Below are 18,208 nucleotides of genomic sequence, written 5' to 3'. Positions count from 1 at the left end.
AGTGGGGGCACGCCCACCCGCTCGCGAGGGACGTAGCGATGAGGTGGGGGCACGCCCCCACAAGCGGGCGGCACCGCCACCCGCTTGCGGGGGAGAGCGGCGCTCGTGACCCTGGTCCTGCGATATGCGGCGCGCAGCGATCGCGGCCTGGTACGCGCCAACAACGAAGACTCCGTCTACGCCGGCGCACGGCTGCTGGCGCTGGCCGACGGCATGGGCGGTCATGCCGCCGGCGAGGTGGCATCCCAACTGGTCATCGCCGCACTGGCCCATCTCGACGACGACGAGCCCGGTGGTGACCTGCTCGGCAAGCTCGAGGCCGCGGTCCGCGCCGGCAACTCGGCCATCGCCGCCCAGGTCGAGATGGAGCCCGACCTCGAGGGCATGGGAACCACCCTCACCGCAATCCTCTTCGACGGCAACCGGCTTGGTCTGGTGCACATCGGTGACTCCCGCGGCTATCTACTGCGCGACGGCGAGCTCACCCAGATCACCAAGGACGACACGTTCGTCCAAACCCTGGTCGACGAGGGCCGGATCACCGCGGAGGAGGCACACAGTCACCCCCAGCGATCGCTGATCATGCGGGCGTTGACCGGTCACGAGGTCGAACCCACCCTGACCATGCGCGAAGTACGGGCCGGCGACCGCTACCTGCTGTGCTCGGACGGCCTGTCCGACCCGGTGAGCGACGAGACCATCCACGAGGCCCTGAAGATCCCCGACGTCGCCGAAAGCGCCTACCGTCTTATCGAACTCGCGCTGCGCGGTGGCGGCCCGGACAACGTGACCGTCGTGGTGGCCGACGTCGTCGACTACGAGTACGGCCAGACCCAGCCGATTCTGGCCGGAGCGGTATCCGGTGACGACGACCAACTGACCCTGCCTAACACGGCCGCCGGACGAGCCTCTGCGATAACCCCCCGTAAAGAAGCCGTCAAGCGGGTTCCGCCGCCGGCCGAGACTTTCCACCGGCACCGCTGGTCGCGTCGGCGGATCATGCTTGTCGCTGTGCTGGCGGCGGTCCTGGTTGTCGCGGCGCTGTTCATCGGTCGCGCGATCATCCGCAACAACTACTACGTCGCGGAATACAACGGCACGGTGTCGATCATGCGCGGGATCCAAGGGTCGCTGCTGGGCATGCCCCTGCACGAGCCGTATCTGCTGGGCTGTTTGAACGCACGCAATGACCTGTCCCAGATCAGCTACGGCCAATCCCTGGACCACCTCGACTGCCATCTGATGAAGTTGGAGGATCTGCGTCCGTCCGAACGCGCGCAAGTGCAGGCCGGACTTCCCACCGGCTCCCTGGACGGCGCCATTACTCAGCTGCGTGAACTGGCCGCCAATTCCCTACTGCCACCGTGTCCGCCGCCCCGCGCCACCTCGCCACCCGGGCCACTCACCCCGACCACCGCCAGCGGGACCCCCGAACCGAGCGTCACATCCTCGTCAACGTCCCCGACCACCCCGACCGCCGGGGCCCCGTCCACCACTTCCGGAAGTGCCGGCCCCAACCACGCGAGCACTTCGCCGACGGCGCCCGCGTCACCGCCAACGACATCACCGACCGTGACCGCGCTTCCGCCACCTCCTCCGCAGCCGGGCATTGACTGCCGGGCGGCGGCATGACGGCACCGCTGCAGGCGCCGGTGACGGTGACGCCCCCGTTGCCGACCCGGCGCAACGCCGAATTGCTGCTACTGTGCTTCGCCGCCGTGATCACCGTCGCCGCGCTGCTGATCGTGGAAGCTAACCAAGATCGCAGCCTCCATTGGGATTTGGCCAGCTACGGGCTGGCCTTCCTGACGCTGTTCGGCTTTGCGCACCTGGCTATCAGACGCTCCGCCCCGTTCACCGACCCCCTGCTGTTGCCGGTGGTGGCGCTGCTCAACGGGCTTGGCCTGGTGATGATCCACCGCCTCGACCTCGTCGACGACGAGATCGGCCACCACAGTCATCCCAGCGCGAACCAGCAGATGCTGTGGACGCTTGTCGGCGTGACCTCGTTCGCGCTGGTGGTGACCTTTCTCAAGGATCACCGCCAGCTCGCGCGCTACGGCTACACCTGCGGGTTCGCCGGTCTGGTCATGCTCGCCATACCCGCACTGCTTCCCGCACGTTGGTCCGAACAGAACGGCGCCAAGATCTGGATCCGGTTACCCGGCTTCTCGATTCAGCCGGCCGAATTCTCCAAGATCTTGCTGCTGATCTTCTTTTCCGCGGTGCTGGTCGCCAAACGCCGACTGTTCACCAGCGCGGGTAAGCATCTGATGGGCATGAACCTGCCGCGCCCCCGCGACCTTGCGCCGCTGCTGGCGGCCTGGGTGATCTCGGTGGGGGTCATGGTCTTCGAGAAGGACCTGGGCACGTCGCTGCTGTTGTATGCGTCTTTCTTGGTGGTCGTCTACCTGGCCACCCAGAAGGTCAGCTGGGTCGTCATCGGCTTGGCGCTGTTCGCGGCGGGAAGCGTCGTGGCCTACTTCGTCTTCAGCCACGTCCGTGTCCGGGTACAGACCTGGTGGGATCCGTTCGCCGACCCCGAGGGCAGCGGCTTCCAGATGGTCCAGTCGCTGTTCAGCTTCGCCACCGGTGGCATCTTCGGGACGGGACTCGGCAACGGCCAGCCCGACACCGTGCCCGCGGCATCGACCGACTTCATCATCGCCGCCTTCGGCGAGGAGCTCGGCTTGGTCGGCCTGGCCGCCATTTTGATGCTCTACACGATCGTCATCATCCGGGGGCTGCGCACCGCGATCGCCACCCGTGACAGCTTCGGCAAGCTGCTGGCCGCTGGCCTGGCATCGACGCTGGCCATCCAGCTGTTCATCGTAGTCGGCGGCGTTACCAAGCTCATTCCGCTGACCGGGCTGACCACACCGTGGATGTCCTACGGTGGGTCGTCGCTACTGGCCAACTATGTGCTGCTGGCCATATTGGCGCGCATCTCACACGGCGCCCGACGTCCGCTGCGCACCCGCGCCCGAAATACGACGCCGATCGCGGCGGCCGGTACTGAGGTGATCGAGCGGGTATGAACGCCTCTCTGCGCCGGATCTCGGTGACCGTGATGGCGTTGATCGTGCTACTGCTGCTCAACGCCACGATGACGCAGGTCTTCACCGCCGACGGGTTGCGCGCCGATCCGCGCAATCAACGCGTCCTGCTCGACGAGTATTCGCGCCAGCGCGGCCAGATCACCGCGGGCGGGCAGCTGCTGGCCTACTCGGTGGCCACCGACAGCCGTTTTCGGTTCCTGCGGGTCTATCCCAATCCCCAGGTGTACGCGCCGGTCACCGGCTTCTACTCGCTGCGTTATTCCAGTACCGGTCTGGAACGCGCCGAGGACCCGCTGCTGAATGGGTCGGACGAGCGGTTGTTCGGCCGGCGACTGGCCGACTTCTTCACCGGGCGCGACCCGCGCGGCGGCAATGTCGACACCACCATCAACCCCCGCGTCCAGCAGGCCGGCTGGGACGCGATGCAACAGGGCTGCGGCGGCCCATGCAAAGGCGCGGTTGTGGCGCTGGAGCCGTCGACTGGCAAGATCCTCGCGCTGGTGTCGACGCCGTCCTATGACCCCAACCTGCTCGCGTCGCACGATCCCGAGGTCCAGGCGCAAGCCTGGCAGCGGCTTCGCGACAACCCCGACTCGCCGCTGACCAATCGGGCCATCGCCGAAACGTACCCGCCGGGTTCCACCTTCAAAGTGATCACCACCGCGGCCGCACTGCAGGCCGGAGCCACCGACACCGAGCAACTGACCGCCGCCGCCGAGATTCCGCTGCCCGGAAGCACGGCGACATTGGAGAACTACGGTGGCACGACGTGCGGCGCCGAGCCGACCGTGTCGCTGAGCGTGGCATTCGCCAAGTCGTGCAACACCGCATTCGTCCAGTTGGGCATGCTCACCGGCGCAGCCGCGCTGCGCAGCACGGCACAAGCGTTCGGCTTGGACACTTCGCCGGACCCGATACCGCTGCAGGTGGCCGAGTCGACCATCGGCGTGATCGCCGACACCGCCGCATTGGGTATGACCAGTATCGGGCAGAAGGACGTCGCGCTGACCCCGCTGCAGAACGCCGAGGTCGCGGCGACCATCGCCAACGGCGGGATCACCATGCGGCCGTACCTCGTTGACAACCTCCGCGGGCCCGACCTGGCCAACATCAGCACCACTGCGCCATATCAGCAGCGGCGCGCGGTGTCGCCGCAGGTCGCCGCTAAGCTAACAGAGCTGATGGTCGGCGCCGAGAAAGTCACACAGCAGAAAGGGGCCATCCCCGGCGTGCAGATCGCATCCAAGACGGGTACCGCAGAGCACGGCACAGACCCCCGTCATACTCCGCCCCATGCGTGGTACATCGCCTTCGCGCCAGCACAGGCGCCGAAGGTTGCCATCGCGGTGTTTGTGGAAAACGGGGGCGATCGTCTGTCCGCGACCGGTGGTGCGCTGGCCGCGCCGATCGGACGGGCCGTGATCGAAGCTGCGCTGCAGGGGGGCCCATGAGTCCCCGAGTTGGTATGACGCTGTCTGGCCGCTACCGCCTGCAGCGGCTCATCGCCACCGGCGGCATGGGGCAGGTCTGGGAAGCGGTCGACAGCCGACTGGGCCGGCGGGTGGCCGTCAAGGTGCTCAAGAACGAGTTCTCCTCCGACCCGGAGTTCATCGAACGGTTCCGGGCCGAGGCCCGCACCACGGCCATGCTCAACCACCCGGGGATCGCGGCGGTGCATGACTACGGCGAGAGCCAGATGGACGGCGAGGGCCGCACCGCCTACCTGGTGATGGAGCTGGTCAACGGCGAGCCGCTGAACTCGGTGCTCAAGCGCACCGGCCGGCTGTCGTTGCGGCACGCGCTCGACATGCTCGAGCAGACCGGCCGCGCTCTTCAGGTTGCCCACGCGGCCGGACTGGTGCACCGCGACGTCAAGCCGGGCAACATCTTGATCACGCCCACCGGCCAGGTGAAGATCACCGACTTCGGGATCGCCAAGGCCGTCGACGCGGCGCCGGTGACGCAGACCGGAATGGTGATGGGCACCGCCCAATACATCGCGCCCGAACAGGCTTTGGGTCACGACGCGACCCCGGCCAGTGACGTATATTCGTTGGGAGTTGTTGGCTACGAAGCGGTTTCGGGTAAGCGGCCGTTCACCGGTGACGGCGCCTTGACGGTGGCGATGAAGCACATCAAGGAACCGCCGCCACCACTGCCCGCCGAGCTGCCCCCCAATGTGCGAGAACTCATCGAGATCACGCTGGTGAAAAACCCCCAGATGCGCTATCGCAGTGGGGGACCGTTCGCCGACGCCGTCGCCGCGGTACGGGCCGGCCGGAGACCGCCACGGCCCAGCCAGTCACCGCCGCCCGGGCGGGCCGCGCCGGCAGCGATTCCGTCGAGCGCGCCGGCCCGGATCGCGGGCAACCCCACCAGCCGGGCCACGGCCCCGCGCCGCTCCCGGCCGGCGACCGGGGGAAACCGGCCACCCGCGCGGCGTACATTCTCGTCGGGCCAGCGGGCACTGTTGTGGGCTGCCGGCGTCCTCGGGGCGCTGGCCATCATCATCGCGGTGCTCATCGTCATCAATTCGCGTGGCGACAACCAGCCGCAGCTACCGCCCCCTACCGTGACCGACACCGGAAGCCCGTCGGCCAGCCAGACGCCGACCGGTCAGGGTTCGCGACTCGGTGGGACGGGTTTCAGCCCGGTCGACGATGCCGGCCATGACGGCTCGCAAAGGGGGCTCTTCCCGCCGCCGCGGGCGAGCCGGACAGACCAACTCAGCCGGACTGTCGCGCTGCGACCGACTCACCATGAGTCGCCGGACCGATACGAGACATCGCGATGACCACCCCTCGGCACCTCTCCGATCGCTATGAACTGGGCGACATCCTCGGCTTCGGGGGAATGTCCGAAGTTCACCTGGCCCGCGATCTGCGTCTACACCGCGACGTGGCGGTAAAGGTGCTGCGCGCCGATCTGGCCCGCGACCCCAGTTTCTACCTGCGCTTTCGGCGTGAGGCACAAAACGCGGCGGCACTGAACCACCCGGCAATCGTGGCGGTATACGACACCGGCGAAGCCGAGACATCCGCCGGTCCGCTGCCCTACATCGTCATGGAGTACGTCGACGGCGTCACCCTTCGTGACATCGTGCACACCGAGGGACCGATGCCGCCGAAGCGGGCCATCGAGGTGATCGCCGACGCCTGCCAGGCACTAAACTTCAGCCACCAAAACGGCATCATCCATCGTGACGTCAAGCCGGCCAACATCATGATCAGCTCGACCAATGCGGTGAAGGTGATGGACTTCGGCATTGCCCGGGCGATCGCCGACAGCGGCAACAGCGTCACCCAGACGGCCGCGGTGATCGGGACGGCGCAATATCTATCCCCCGAGCAGGCTCGCGGCGATGCGGTCGATGCGCGCTCCGATGTCTATTCGTTGGGGTGTGTGCTGTACGAAATCCTGACCGGCGAACCGCCGTTCACCGGTGACTCGCCGGTGGCGGTCGCCTACCAGCACGTTCGCGAAGACCCCATCCCGCCCTCGGAACGCCATGAGGGCATCTCCGCCGACCTGGACGCCGTCGTCCTCAAGGCGCTGGCCAAGAACCCGGAAAACCGTTACCAGACCGCGGCGGAAATGCGCGCCGACCTGGTCCGGGTGCACAACGGCGAGCCACCGGAGGCACCCAAGGTGCTCAGCGGCGCCGAGCGACGCTCGTTGCTGGCGGCCACACCGGGACATCCCGCCGCTCCGCGCACCGATCCGCTACCTCGCCAGGTCCTCGACCAGACCGATCGCGACCGCACCACCCCTTCGGTGGGCCGTTGGGTCGCGGTGGTCGCGGTACTGGCGGTGCTGACGATCGCCGTCACGATCGCCATCAATACCTTCGGCGGCAACACCCGCAAGGTCCAGGTGCCCGACGTGCGTGGCCAAGCATCTGCCGACGCCATTGCCGCGCTGCAGAACCGCGGCTTCAAAACCCGCACGCTGCAGAAACCGGACTCGACGATCCCGCCTGACCACGTCATCGGGACCGACCCGGCTGCCAACACCTCGGTGGGTGCGGGAGCCGACATCACCATCAACGTCTCCACCGGACCCGAGCAACGTGAGCTGCCCGATGTCTCGTCGCTGACCTATGCCGAAGCGGTCAAGAAGCTGACCGCCGCCGGGTTCAGCAAATTCAAGCAGGCCGCCTCGCCGTCCTCCCCGGAAATGGCGGGCAAGGTCATCGGGACCAACCCGCCGGCCAACCAGACCTCGGCGATCACCAACGTGATCACGATCATCGTCGGCTCCGGGCCCGAGGCCAAACAGATTCCCGACGTCGCGGGTCAGACCGTCGACCTGGCGCAGAAGAACCTCAACGTCTACGGCTTCACCAAGTTCAGCCAAGCGCAGGTGGACAGCCCGAAGCCGGCGGGTGACGTGGTCGGCACCAACCCACCCGCGGGCACCACCGTTCCGGTCGATTCGGTGATCGAACTACAAGTGTCCAAGGGCAACCAATTCGTCATGCCCGACCTGTCGGGGATGTTCTGGACCGACGCCGAACCGCGGCTGCGCGCGCTGGGCTGGACCGGGGTGCTGGACAAGGGGCCCGACGTCGACGCCGGCGGTTCCCAGCACAACCGGGTCGTCTACCAGAGCCCCCCAGCCGGTTCCGGTGTCAACCGCGACGGCATCATCACGCTGAAGTTCGGTCAGTAGTCCCGGCTGCTGGGCCGGCTCCTGGGGTCGGTAGGTGCGGCCGGACGGCGGTGAGCACTTCGTTTTCCAGCCGGCGCACCAACGTGTCGTTGCGCGCCCAGCCGCAATAGGTCAGCCAGTTGGCCAGCATCCGGTGTCCGCCCTCAGTCAGGATCGACTCCGGGTGGAACTGGACACCGTGAATCGGCAACTCGCGGTGACGCACGCCCATGATCACTCCGCTGCGGGTATGGGCGGTGGCCTCCAGCTCGGCCGGCAGCGACTCCGGCAGGATGGTCAGCGAGTGATACCGGGTTGCCGTGAATGGGTCCGGAAGTCCTTGCAGTACACCGACATTCGTGTGGTAGACGCTGCTGGTCTTGCCATGCAGCAACTCGGGCGCGCGGTCGACGGTGGCCCCGAACGCCACACCGATGGCCTGATGTCCCAGGCACACGCCCAGCAGCGGGGTCCGCGCGGCGGCGCACGCCGCGACCATGCTCACCGACGCCCCCGCCCGTTCCGGCGTGCCGGGGCCCGGACTCAGTAGCACGCCGTCGAATTGCTCGGCGATGGCGGTCTCGTCGGCGAGCCGACCGTCGTCGTTGCGCCACACTTCGGCCTCGACGCCCAATTGGCCCAGGTACTGGACCAGGTTGAACACGAAGCTGTCGTAGTTGTCGACGACCAGAGTCCGCATCGTGACAGGTTACCGTCCGGCCTCAGTAACCCACGGGCCCCAGCGGCTGCGCGAAATGCATCCGGACCGGTTCGGAATGTCCGACGACCTGCACGTCGGACTTGACTTCTTCGTGGTAACCCAATCCGAACCGGACTACGTACTGCTTGTAGAGGGTCACCAGCGGAGCCGAGGCCAAGGCTGCTTGCATCGCGGCGGGATTGCCGATCGCGGTGATCGTGTAGGGCGGGCTGTACGTGCGTCCGTTGAGCAGCAACGTGTTGCCGACGCAACGCACCACCGAGCTTCCGATGATGCGCTGGTCTTGCATCTGGATCGCCTCGGCGCCCGCGCTCCACACCGCGTTGAAGACCGCATCGATGTCCTGTTGGTGCACTACCAAGTCGTCGGGGGAGGCATCGCGGGGAAAGCGGCCCTGGGCGTCGCGCTGCGCGTCGCTGAGCGTCACGACGACGCCCGGGCCGTGGACCGGGTTCATGCCAGCCTCACCGGCCAGTTGCGAGGCCCGCCTGAGCATCGCCGCCAATGCGGTATCCGACGACGGAGTGTGCGCCATGTCGATCCGTTTGGTCAGCGCGTCCCGCTGGGCATCCAGCCGATTCACTGACGACTGGGCGTGGCGGACGAGATCGACGAGCCGCGGCGCGTCACTGCGGCGAATCTCCGCACCGCCGGAAACCCCATGCGTCGCGGCCAGCAACAAGCCGGCGAGCAGGCACACCAGCGGAACGCCGAAACGCCACGCCGAGCGGCGCTCATCGGTCATCACGTCTCCGTTTCCTGATCGCGAGGCCAGTTGGGTTAGTCTCGTAGCCAAGCTTTGGCTGCAACTGCAACTGCAGTCGCAATCCTTGCACTTTGTCCGCTCACCGTGTTGTTGAGGTATCCCGAGGTATTACATGCCCAAGTCGAAGGTCCGCAAAAAGAACGACGTCACCGTCAAGCCGGTCAGCCGCACACCCGTGAAAGTGAAGGTCGGACCGTCCAGTGTGTGGTTCGTCTCCTTGTTCATCGGGTTGATGTTGATCGGCCTCGTCTGGTTGATGGTGTTTCAGTTGGCCGCCCTCGGTAGTCAGGCCCCCAAGGCGCTGCAGTGGATGGCGGATCTGGGCCCGTGGAACTACGCCATCGCGTTCGCTTTCATGATCACCGGCTTGTTGCTCACCATGCGGTGGCACTAAGCCGCACCGCGCCCGAAATGAATTTATTTCAGGTGGGGTTCTTTACTGAGCCAGCAACCTTATGGTTCGTCAATCACATGGATGTGATTTATCCCCACTGTTGATAGCGTCTGTGGATAACCGAATCTGCGGTGGTCGGAGGGTCCGGATAGCGCATGCAGCAAACACAATGGTCGCCCCCGGCGGCTGGAATCGCTGGCTGCGGCATTGCGGGCGTATTGATGGCTATCGGGTCTGTGATCTTGGTCACAGACCCGCCGGGGCGCGCGCTGGCCATGGTTGCCGCACTCGGTTTGATCTTGTTTGCCGGCGTTTCCTGGCGGGCACGGCCGAAGCTGGCAATCACCGGTGACGGGCTGGCGATCCGAGGGTGGTTGCGGACGCAGTTATTGCGCCGGCCCGACATCAAGATCATCCGGATCTCTCAGTTCCGGCGTTACGCGCGCACTGTGCGACTCCTCGAGATCGAGACGGTCAACGACCGACTGTTCATCTTGTCCCGTTGGGACCTTGGGACCGATCCGCTGAACGTGCTCGATGCCCTCACCGCAGCCGGCTACGCCGGCCCAGGGGGCGGGTAGAGCGGTGGTTCAGGAGATGGTGATCGACTCGATCACCACCGGGTCGGTGGGCCGATCGTTGCCGTCGGTGGGTGTGGTCGCGATGGCGTCGACGACGCGCTGCGACTCCGGATCGGTCACCTCACCGAAGATCGTGTGACGCCGGTTCAGGTGCGGAGTCTTGCCGACGGTGATGAAGAACTGTGAGCCGTTGGTGCCGGGCCCGGCGTTGGCCATCGCCAGCAGGTAGGGCTTGTCGAATTGCAGTTCCGGGTGGAACTCGTCGGCGAACTTGTAGCCCGGCCCTCCGCGGCCGGTGCCCGTCGGGTCGCCACCCTGGATCATGAACCCGTTGATCACCCGGTGAAAGACCGCTCCGTCGTAGAACGGGCCGGAGGTGCCTCCCGATGCATTTTGGGTCGAGTAATCCTTGGTGCCCTGTGCCAGGCCGACGAAGTTGGCGACGGTCTTGGGCGCATGGTTTCCGAAGAGGGCGACCTTGATGTCTCCGCGGTTGGTGTGCAGCGTGGCGGTGGCAGTCTGAAACGGGCTGTTAGTCACGGGATCACAGTGTGCCATTACCCGGTGGCGCGGCCGCACCCGGTGCCACCCGACGCGAACGGCGCGGTATTGAGGCAATGGGCCCGCAGACGTCCTTGTGATGGCAGTCTGTGGGGGTATCGAAGTGGCTCTGGGCTAGGGCATCGACCAGCCAGACACCAGAAAGGCGGCAGATGAGCGAGAAGGCGGAAACCCGGTTGACCCCGAGGGAGCGACTCACCCGCGGGCTGACCTATTCGGCGGTTGGGCCCGTGGACGTGACCCGTGGCGTCGTCGGTCTCGGAGTGCAGTCCGCGCAGTCGACCGCCTCGCAGCTTCGTCGCCGGTACCGAGAAGGCCGGTTGGCCCGCGAGATCGCCGCCGCTCAAGAAACGCTCGCCCAGGAACTGGCCGCTGCCCAGGAAGTGGTGGCAAACCTGCCCCAGGTGCTTCAGGAAGCGCGCTGGTCCCAGCGCCGCGGCAAGAAGCGGGTATGGGTGATCGCCGGGGCGGCCACCGTCGTCGTCGTGGCCGGTGGTGCGGTGGCATTCACGATCGTGCGGCGCTCGTCGCGCCCGGAGCCCTCGCCGCGCCCGCCGAGCGTGGAGGTCCAGCCGCGCCCGTAGGGCGCGGCATCACGGGGCGAGGCTTGCGATGTCGTTGATTGCGTTGGAAGAGCATTACGCGTGGGATCCGGTCAGCGCCGACAATGTCGTCGGCAGCTGGCTTCGGCTGCACAATCGCACCGCATACGAGCGGCTGTACGACCGGGGAGCGCTGCGGCTAGAGCAGATGGACGCCGCGGGAATCGACTTCCAGATCCTCTCGCTGTTCGACCCCGGCGTGCAGGCCGACGACGACGTCCACCGTGCGGTCGACGGTGCGCGTCGCGCCAATGACGACTTGGCCGAGACGATCACCGCGATGCCCGACCGATTCGGTGCGTTTGCGACCCTGGCGCCCCAGGATCCGCGGGCCGCGGCGGCCGAATTGACCCGCGCCGTGAGCGAATTGGGTTTCGTCGGGGGGCTGATCAACGGGCACACTCAGGGTCGTTATCTCGACGACCAGGCCTACTACGGATTGTTCGAAGCCGCCGAAGCGCTGCAGGCACCGATCTATTTGCATCCGACCACTCCGCACCCGGCGGTGATGGACGCCTGGTTCAAGCCATACCTCGGCGCCGGGCTGCACCTGGCATCGTGGGGTTTCGGCGTGGAGACCGGTACGCATGCGCTGCGGCTGATCTACTCGGGCCTATTCGACCGCTTTCCCCGGCTGCAGATGATCTTGGGCCACCTGGGCGAGATGCTGCCGTTCGCCGCCCACCGGATCGACCGCTACTACGGCCTTGCCGGCGATCCGGATGCCGGCCACAAGCTGCGCCGGTTGCCGTCGGAGTACCTGCGCTCCAACTTCTATGTGACCACCAGCGGCAACTTCTCGGCGCCGGCGTTTGCTTGCACGCTGGAAGTCATGTCGGCCGATCGGGTGATGTTCTCGGTCGATTATCCGATGGACGACAACATGGCCGGCGCGAAGTTCCTCGCCGACTTCCCGTTCGACGACGAGCTTCGACACAAGGTCGGGTCCGGTAACGCACGGCGGCTGTTCGAGGGCAAGATCCCGGCACTGTAGATGCGCTTTAAGCGGTGCCGGCTGCGATTTGTCGTGGGTAATCGAGGACACGCGTGACGGGATCGCATGTCTATCCCTTCGCGCCATAGGCGAAGCGCCGCCGTGGCATCTGGGAGTCCACCGAGCTCATATCAACGCATGGCCTACCCGTGGCGCTTTCGTGCCGATGCTGATCGTCGCTGCGATCAGCGTCATCCCCGCGTTGTCGGATAGGCACCATCTGGGCTGCATCTTCGAACTGTGGAGCCATGGGGAATCGAACCCCTACCACCCGCCTTGCAAAGGCAAATCATTTAGCTGGACAATTTGTTCTTAGTCCCGTCAATCTGCGGAAAGACATAGCCCTAGCTCCTGGAAGTGTCTGTTACCGTGCTTGCTGGATGCATGCTCCACACCCAAGCGCTAGCCACAGAGATGAAGTGTCCCACCTCAACGCCTTCGGCGGTCACAGACCCGATCAACGCCCCAGCGGTTAGCCCAGCCGCGCGATTCAAACGCTTCACAATTCAGTGTTCACATCAGCGAAAGCTGTTTCGGCCCATGTCCGTTGAGGTAGTCAAGTGCTATTTCGAGATGGTGCCGACTGCGAATGACTTTCGCGCCGTGCGCAATCAGCAGCTTGTTTCCTGGAGCCGCGTCGAAGAGCTGGAGGGCTAGTACCGTTTGGCCCCGCTCTAGTGCGTATTGCCCTGCGGCCAAGGTCCCACCCGTCTCGCCAGCTTCCACAACAACAAGTGCTTGGCTGAACCCAGCGATAACTGTGTTACGCGCCATGGCGCCGGACGCGAACCACTTCTGATCCGGCGCAAACTGTGAGACCACCACAGCCCGATCGGGATCCCACAACTTCGTGAATTGTCAATGGCCAGGTTGAAGTATCCGCTGGTGGCCAGATAGAAGTATCCACCCCGTGCGGTAGTTCCTAGGTTGGTGTGGGCGTCTCCTTCCGGTGTTTGGCGTCTTTCATGCGATAGGAGTCACCGTCGGTGATGACGACGGTGGCGTGGTGCAGGAGGCGGTCGAGGATGCTGACCGCGGTGGTCTGTTCGGGCAGGAAGCGGCCCCACTGCTCGAAGGGCCAGTGCGATCCGATGGCCAGCGAGCGGCGTTCGTAGGCGCCGGCGACGAGCCGGAACAGCAACTGGGTGCCGGTGTCGTCGAGGGGGGCGAACCCGAGTTCGTCGAGGATGATCAGGTCGACCCGCAGCAGCGATTCGATGATCTTGCCGACGGTGTTGTCGGCCAGGCCGCGGTAGAGGGTTTCGACGAGGTCGGCGGCGGTGAAATAGCGGACCTTGTGTCCGGCGTGGATCGCGGCGGTTCCCAACCCGATCAGGGTGTGGGACTTGCCGGTGCCGGCGGGGCCGATGATCGCCAGATTCTGTTGCGCGCGAATCCATTCCAGACTCGACAGGTAGTCGAAGGTCTTCGGCGGGATGGAGGAGGCGGCCACGTCGAAGCTCTCCAACGTCTTGGGCACGGGGAACGCCGCGGCTTTGAGGCGGTTGACGACGTTCGAGGCGTCGCGGGCCGCCAGTTCGGTCTCGACCAGCGTGCGCAGAACCTCCTCGGGAGTCCAGCGTTGGGTCTTGGCGGTGATCAGGACTTCGGGTGCGGTGCGCCGCACCGCGGCCAGTTTCAACCGTCGCAACCCGGCATCCAGATCGGCGGCGAGGGGTGGAATCGATTTCGGTGCAACGGGTTCAGCGTCGGTGATGGGTGGCGTCCTGCTCATGGGATCACCTCGCCATCGGCCACGGCGGGGGTGATCCTGTAGGCGTCCAGGGAGCGGGTCGGGGCCACGGGCAGGTCGAGGATGAGCACGTCGCCAGCGGGTCGGGGCTGCGGCGCCCCGGTGCCCGCGGCCAGGATGGAACGCACGTCGGCGGCTCGGAACCGGCGGAACGCCACCGCCCGGTGCAGCGCGGAGACCAGGGCGTCGGTGCCGTGGGCCGCGCCGAGGGCGAGCAGGATCTCCAACTCCGAGGCCAGCCGGGTGTTGCCGATCGCCGCGGCGCCGACCAGGAACGCCTGCGCATCGGCGCCGAGGTCGCAGAACTGCTTCTCGACCATGGTCTTCGGGCGCGGGCCGCGACTGGGTGCTAGCCGGGGTCCGTCGTAGTGCTCATCGAGGATCGAGGTGCCGCCGGGTGCGACGAGTTCGTGTTCGGCCACGATCACCCCGGTGCCGGGCTCCAGCAGACAGATGGCGCCGTGGTCGACGACCACGGCCACCGTGGTGCCGATCAACCGCATCGGCACCGAGTAGCGCGCCGACCCGTACCGGATGCAGGACAGGCGGTCGACCTTGCGCAGCACCGATGGTGCCCCGATCTGCAGTCGCAGGGATGGGAGTGGTTGCAGCAGTTCATGTTCGACGATCAACCGTTCATCGGGAACCGCGCAGATCTCCGAATGGGTCGCGGCGTTCACTTCCGCGCACCACACCTCCGCCGCGGCATTGGCGATACGCAGATCGACCGGTGTTCCGGTGACGGCGGCCTCGGTCAACAGCGGGACGGCAAGATCGTCCTGGGCGTAGCCGCACAGGTTCTCCACGATGCCCTTGGACTGCGGGTCACTCGCATGACAGAAATCGGGAGCGAAGCCGTAGTGACCGGCCAGCCGGACGTAGTCCGGAGTCGGGACGACGACGTTGGCCACGACCCCGCCCTTGAGGCAGGCCATCCGGTCGGCCAGCACCCGCGCCGGGACCCCACCCGCGGCGGCCAGGGCTTCGGCGATCAATGCCAACGTGGTCGAGGCACGCTCGTTGGTGGCGAAGCGCACGAAGCGCCACCTCGAGAACGCCAGCACCGCACAGAACAGGAACAACCCCGGTCCGACTTGAGCCCAGTCGATGACCAGGTACTCACCGGGTTCCCACACGGCTGGACGACGGCCTCGGTGATTGGTGCTGCGCCACAACGCTTTCGCCTCCGCGACGAGGCGGCGGAAGTTACGATCAGAACCCGTGTAGCCCGCCGCACGGGCCTTCGGGAGCAGCCGCTTGGCCGAGATCCGACCCTTCGATTTCTCCACGCGTTCGGCGACCAGATCGGCGACCGCGTCGTAGTTGTGGGCCCGTTCGGCCCGCGGTGGTGGCGGGACGCCGGCCTGGTCGGCCTCGAACTTGTCCACGATCTTCTTGACGGTGCGGTGGGTGGTGCCGCAGTGCTCGGCGGCAGCCCTATACGACCCGAGCTGTTGGTAGGCGGAAATGATGTCCATTCGGTCCTTCGCAGATTTCAATGGAACTCCCCGGTGGTGGCGCTGAGTGGTTGGCGCCTTCACCGTCACCATCGGGGCCCGCAGTTCCTGATCGACACGACGAACACGGGGTGGATACTTTTATCTGGCCAAAAACGGATACCTCGACTTGGCCACCAGTGGGTACTTTTTCATGGCCACGGACATGAATTCACCGCGTCGAATGCGGAAATTGTTCATCCCTTCCGCGAGCACTATGACGGTCGTACCTCCACTCGCAAGTGCTGCGGAATGGGCCACTAGATCCACGCCTTTCGCGTAACCAGATACCACGCTGTATCCGCGGCGAGCGACAGCATCCGAACATGCATGAGCCGCTCGCAATCCTTCAGAACTTGCATGCCGTGAACCGCACATACCGATTGCGCGCTGTTCAAGCAGCTGACGTGGGCCTTTAATGAATAGAGCTGCCGGCGCCTGACGAGACGGATGCAAGGTGCTCTGGGAAACCGGGCTGACCGAGAAGGATGGCGTCGACTCCACGATCCAGAAGCTCTCGAGCTTGTTCCTCGATGCTTCGACGGACTTCGAGCTGAAGTGCGCTGACGACATCTTCGAAGGCACGCACGCCGGTACCACGGACCCTCATGGCCATGGTCTTCTGCCCTCCGCCGTAGCGAGTCGCAGCCACCGCGTACTGCAAACGGACAAGCGCGTCGGTGTCCATCGAGCCACCTCCTCGGCGCCTGAGGCTAAGCACCTACGATACTATCGAACGTACGTTCGCATCAACCCATTGCGTGGCGTGTCGCGTGCCGTGAATGTCGGCAACGCACGCGACCATATATGACGGAAATTAGTTCAAGTGGGTTGCATGGTAATCAGAGATTTGTCCCAACGCGGGCCGAGCAATCGGGGCGGCTCGTACGTCACAGAACATGACTTCGAGGCGACGCCGCGCGGTGGACACATACTGCGTATCGCTGGCCCAGAAGGTGCTGTCACGCAAGTTCAGCTGACTGATAGGAGGTATGTGCGCAGAGCCTGGGCCACATTCTATGGCCACCACATGCTCGACGGCGCAGGCCCTTGCCCGTCCGCCCCGACGTCGAAACTCCTCGACCTCTTACACGGGGTCGTCATAGTCCCTTGTGGGACGTCGGTTGACTTCGCGATCGCGCTTGACTGGTACAACAAGATCGTTGACGACGTGCTTGGGGGGCACACCGATCTCGCTGACCTCGTGCATCGCGGTAAGTACAGGTACAAAGCCGATGCCAAGATGCAGCGGCACGTGGGACTGAAGGTCGTTGGCGAGATTGTCGACTTCATCGAGCAGCATCCCCGTCTGGCAACGGTCGACGCGATTGTCGCTGTCCCGGGCCACGACGCGAGTGTCCTGAGCTTTGGATCGCGCGTCGCTGCGGCAGTTGCACACCAACGCGACGTCAGCTAGTGCGCTGCCAGTCGATACAGGCATTCCGTGCGCCAGCGAAGAGCCTTAATCCCACGGATCGAGCCACGGCACTTGAAGGGCAATTCCGTTGCCCCGTGGACATTTCAGGAAAGCGCGTGCTGATCGTCGATGACGTATACACCAGCGGAGCGACAGCTCAGGAAACCGCACGCGCGCTTCGCGCAGCTGGCGCAACCGCCGTTGCAGGCCTCGCCGCCGTCAGAACAATGAAGTCGTGTTAGAAAGCCCAGTCTTCGTCCTCAGGACGCGGGACGCCCGGAATACGGACCTGTTCCAACACCCGCGCCGCGTTGTCTGCCGCAGTCCGGGCGAGGACTGTATCGACGGTCAGACGCTCGGCGGCAAGGTGCCCCGTCAACCGCGCGAGGTCAAGCAGGTCTCCGTCAGACCACGCTTGCGCCAGCTCCAGCAACCGGGCCGCAGCCGATGTCAGCTTTTGTTGCCAGTCAGTTAGCAGCACCTGATCGACGAGGTAGGACTCAAGCACATCACGGATATCCACGATCGGCTCGAACACCAGGGCTGGTTCGCGCATGCTCGTCATATCCACCCAAATTCGTCCTAAATATGTTCTGAATCAATATGTAGATTGTATTTCCTAAATACAAAGGACCTACAAGACGCGCCGAGCGAGGTGCCATGGTAGATCAGCACGGCATGCGGCTAGACGCAGACCAACTAGCGTCGCGAACCGCGCCGAAACCCGCTGCGATCAGCTGGCCGTTCCCAGTCGACCGACGTCTTGACCAACTCGTCGATGTCGCGAATGAGGCAGGTGCAAACGTCCGGCGAAGTGAACTGGTTGCGGCCATAGTTGCTGCGGCACCGACCGATCCCAAGAAGCTGCTGCGGATGATCCTCGCATGGCGTAAGCATCATGTCCGAGACGTCGTGCTCGGGCTTGAGGATGCAGCGCAGGTTGTCGACATTCCTCGGTACCCGCCTGGTCGCCGGCGGGCTAACGCGAGCAATGAATGAGTCGCGCGCGCAGTGTGCCCTTCGCTGCAGCACAAGCGGGTCACAGGGCCGAGGGGTCCCAGGCCTGTTCGTCACCATCCTTCGCGCAGTCGTCGTCGGAGTCGGCTGCCGCAACAGCGGCCGCGACAAACGCCCGGAGCTGCTGGTCGACCTGACGCTCAACTCCCTCATCCCGGGAGTGTCAGGCATCAGCCGAAGCAACTGTCGGGCATCAC

Annotated in this window: 20 protein-coding genes; 10 read left to right on the top strand and 10 right to left on the bottom strand. The window is 65.3% G+C overall.

The features are described from left to right. The first annotated feature begins 105 nt into the window (after positions 1–105). Genes EET10_RS00155 through pknB form a run of 5 tightly spaced genes read left to right on the top strand, consistent with a single transcriptional unit; the run spans position 106 to position 7,730 of the window. Complete coding sequence (locus EET10_RS00155) at positions 106–1,632, top strand: PP2C family protein-serine/threonine phosphatase (RefSeq protein WP_099187869.1); 1,527 nt, start codon at positions 106–108, stop codon at positions 1,630–1,632. Further along, complete coding sequence (locus EET10_RS00150; protein WP_036404753.1) at positions 1,629–3,038, top strand: FtsW/RodA/SpoVE family cell cycle protein; 1,410 nt, start codon at positions 1,629–1,631, stop codon at positions 3,036–3,038. The genes EET10_RS00155 and EET10_RS00150 overlap by 4 nt, the downstream gene beginning before the upstream one ends. Beyond that, a complete protein-coding gene (pbpA, locus tag EET10_RS00145; protein ID WP_036404750.1) occupies positions 3,035–4,510 on the top strand; it encodes a D,D-transpeptidase PbpA in 1,476 nt (491 codons plus the stop codon). The genes EET10_RS00150 and pbpA overlap by 4 nt, the downstream gene beginning before the upstream one ends. Beyond that, positions 4,507–5,853, top strand: coding sequence for a serine/threonine-protein kinase (locus EET10_RS00140; RefSeq protein WP_081260591.1), 1,347 nt, complete (start codon positions 4,507–4,509; stop codon positions 5,851–5,853). The genes pbpA and EET10_RS00140 overlap by 4 nt, the downstream gene beginning before the upstream one ends. Continuing rightward, positions 5,850–7,730 carry a Stk1 family PASTA domain-containing Ser/Thr kinase gene (gene pknB / locus EET10_RS00135; RefSeq protein WP_036404748.1) on the top strand — a complete coding sequence of 627 codons (1,881 nt, stop codon included), beginning with the start codon at positions 5,850–5,852 and terminating at the stop codon, positions 7,728–7,730. The genes EET10_RS00140 and pknB overlap by 4 nt, the downstream gene beginning before the upstream one ends. On the opposite strand, the gene EET10_RS00130 is transcribed toward pknB, so the two are convergent. Both EET10_RS00130 and EET10_RS00125 read right to left on the bottom strand, forming a co-directional pair. Then, entirely contained in the window at positions 7,708–8,409 is a 702-nt protein-coding gene (locus tag EET10_RS00130) for an aminodeoxychorismate/anthranilate synthase component II (RefSeq protein WP_063467354.1), read from the bottom strand. The genes pknB and EET10_RS00130 overlap by 23 nt on opposite strands. Positions 8,410–8,431: 22 nt before the next feature. Next, positions 8,432–9,175, bottom strand: a complete 744-nt coding sequence (locus tag EET10_RS00125) for a DUF881 domain-containing protein (protein ID WP_036404745.1) — start codon at positions 9,173–9,175, stop codon at positions 8,432–8,434. A gap of 133 nt (positions 9,176–9,308) precedes the next feature. On the opposite strand from EET10_RS00125, the gene crgA reads away from it, so the two are divergent. Continuing rightward, positions 9,309–9,590 carry a cell division protein CrgA gene (crgA, locus tag EET10_RS00120; protein WP_036404742.1) on the top strand — a complete coding sequence of 94 codons (282 nt, stop codon included), beginning with the start codon at positions 9,309–9,311 and terminating at the stop codon, positions 9,588–9,590. A 155-nt stretch (positions 9,591–9,745) separates the two neighbouring features. Then, positions 9,746–10,171 (top strand): PH domain-containing protein, encoded by a 426-nt coding sequence (locus tag EET10_RS00115; protein ID WP_036404740.1) that lies wholly within the window; start codon positions 9,746–9,748, stop codon positions 10,169–10,171. A 9-nt stretch (positions 10,172–10,180) separates the two neighbouring features. Here the strand turns inward: EET10_RS00115 and EET10_RS00110 are convergent, their stop codons facing one another. After that, the gene (locus EET10_RS00110; protein WP_023369051.1) at positions 10,181–10,729 is read right to left on the bottom strand and encodes a peptidylprolyl isomerase; all 549 of its coding nucleotides are present in this window, start codon (positions 10,727–10,729) and stop codon (positions 10,181–10,183) included. 155 nt (positions 10,730–10,884) lie between these two features. On the opposite strand from EET10_RS00110, the gene cwsA reads away from it, so the two are divergent. Both cwsA and EET10_RS00100 read left to right on the top strand, forming a co-directional pair. Then, on the top strand, positions 10,885–11,316 hold the full coding sequence (gene cwsA / locus EET10_RS00105) for a cell wall synthesis protein CwsA (RefSeq protein ID WP_036404737.1): 432 nt from the start codon (positions 10,885–10,887) through the stop codon (positions 11,314–11,316). A gap of 28 nt (positions 11,317–11,344) precedes the next feature. Next, positions 11,345–12,328, top strand: a complete 984-nt coding sequence (locus tag EET10_RS00100) for an amidohydrolase family protein (protein WP_036404734.1) — start codon at positions 11,345–11,347, stop codon at positions 12,326–12,328. A 513-nt stretch (positions 12,329–12,841) separates the two neighbouring features. On the opposite strand, the gene EET10_RS00095 is transcribed toward EET10_RS00100, so the two are convergent. The 6 genes from EET10_RS00095 to EET10_RS29065 all read right to left on the bottom strand — a co-directional run bounded on the left by EET10_RS00095 (position 12,842) and on the right by EET10_RS29065 (position 16,925). After that, complete coding sequence (locus tag EET10_RS00095) at positions 12,842–13,174, bottom strand: DNA-processing protein DprA (RefSeq protein ID WP_122501801.1); 333 nt, start codon at positions 13,172–13,174, stop codon at positions 12,842–12,844. 76 nt (positions 13,175–13,250) lie between these two features. Continuing rightward, positions 13,251–14,063, bottom strand: a complete 813-nt coding sequence (gene istB / locus EET10_RS00090; RefSeq protein ID WP_122501800.1) for an IS21-like element helper ATPase IstB — start codon at positions 14,061–14,063, stop codon at positions 13,251–13,253. Then, on the bottom strand, positions 14,060–15,580 hold the full coding sequence (istA, locus tag EET10_RS00085) for an IS21 family transposase (RefSeq protein WP_122501925.1): 1,521 nt from the start codon (positions 15,578–15,580) through the stop codon (positions 14,060–14,062). The genes istB and istA overlap by 4 nt, the downstream gene beginning before the upstream one ends. 99 nt (positions 15,581–15,679) lie before the next feature. After that, a complete protein-coding gene (locus EET10_RS32085; RefSeq protein ID WP_425461699.1) occupies positions 15,680–16,081 on the bottom strand; it encodes a DNA-processing protein DprA in 402 nt (133 codons plus the stop codon). Next, complete coding sequence (locus EET10_RS30365) at positions 15,993–16,265, bottom strand: hypothetical protein (RefSeq protein ID WP_063467355.1); 273 nt, start codon at positions 16,263–16,265, stop codon at positions 15,993–15,995. Before EET10_RS30365 ends, EET10_RS32085 begins: the two co-directional genes overlap by 89 nt. Before the next feature lie 399 nt (positions 16,266–16,664). Further along, positions 16,665–16,925 (bottom strand): hypothetical protein, encoded by a 261-nt coding sequence (locus EET10_RS29065; protein ID WP_136622866.1) that lies wholly within the window; start codon positions 16,923–16,925, stop codon positions 16,665–16,667. A 68-nt stretch (positions 16,926–16,993) separates the two neighbouring features. Here EET10_RS29065 and EET10_RS31875 point away from each other — a divergent pair, with 68 nt between their 5' ends. Next, positions 16,994–17,236 carry a ComF family protein gene (locus EET10_RS31875; RefSeq protein ID WP_280177760.1) on the top strand — a complete coding sequence of 81 codons (243 nt, stop codon included), beginning with the start codon at positions 16,994–16,996 and terminating at the stop codon, positions 17,234–17,236. Here EET10_RS31875 and EET10_RS00065 read toward each other — a convergent pair. Then, positions 17,233–17,565, bottom strand: a complete 333-nt coding sequence (locus EET10_RS00065) for a hypothetical protein (protein ID WP_136622865.1) — start codon at positions 17,563–17,565, stop codon at positions 17,233–17,235. The genes EET10_RS31875 and EET10_RS00065 overlap by 4 nt on opposite strands. Positions 17,566–18,208: the final 643 nt, after the last annotated feature.

The organism is Mycobacterium pseudokansasii (assembly GCF_900566075.1).
Lineage (GTDB): Bacteria > Actinomycetota > Actinomycetes > Mycobacteriales > Mycobacteriaceae > Mycobacterium > Mycobacterium pseudokansasii.
Note: the sequence above shows the minus strand (reverse complement) of the source record. Positions and strands in the feature narration are given on the sequence as shown.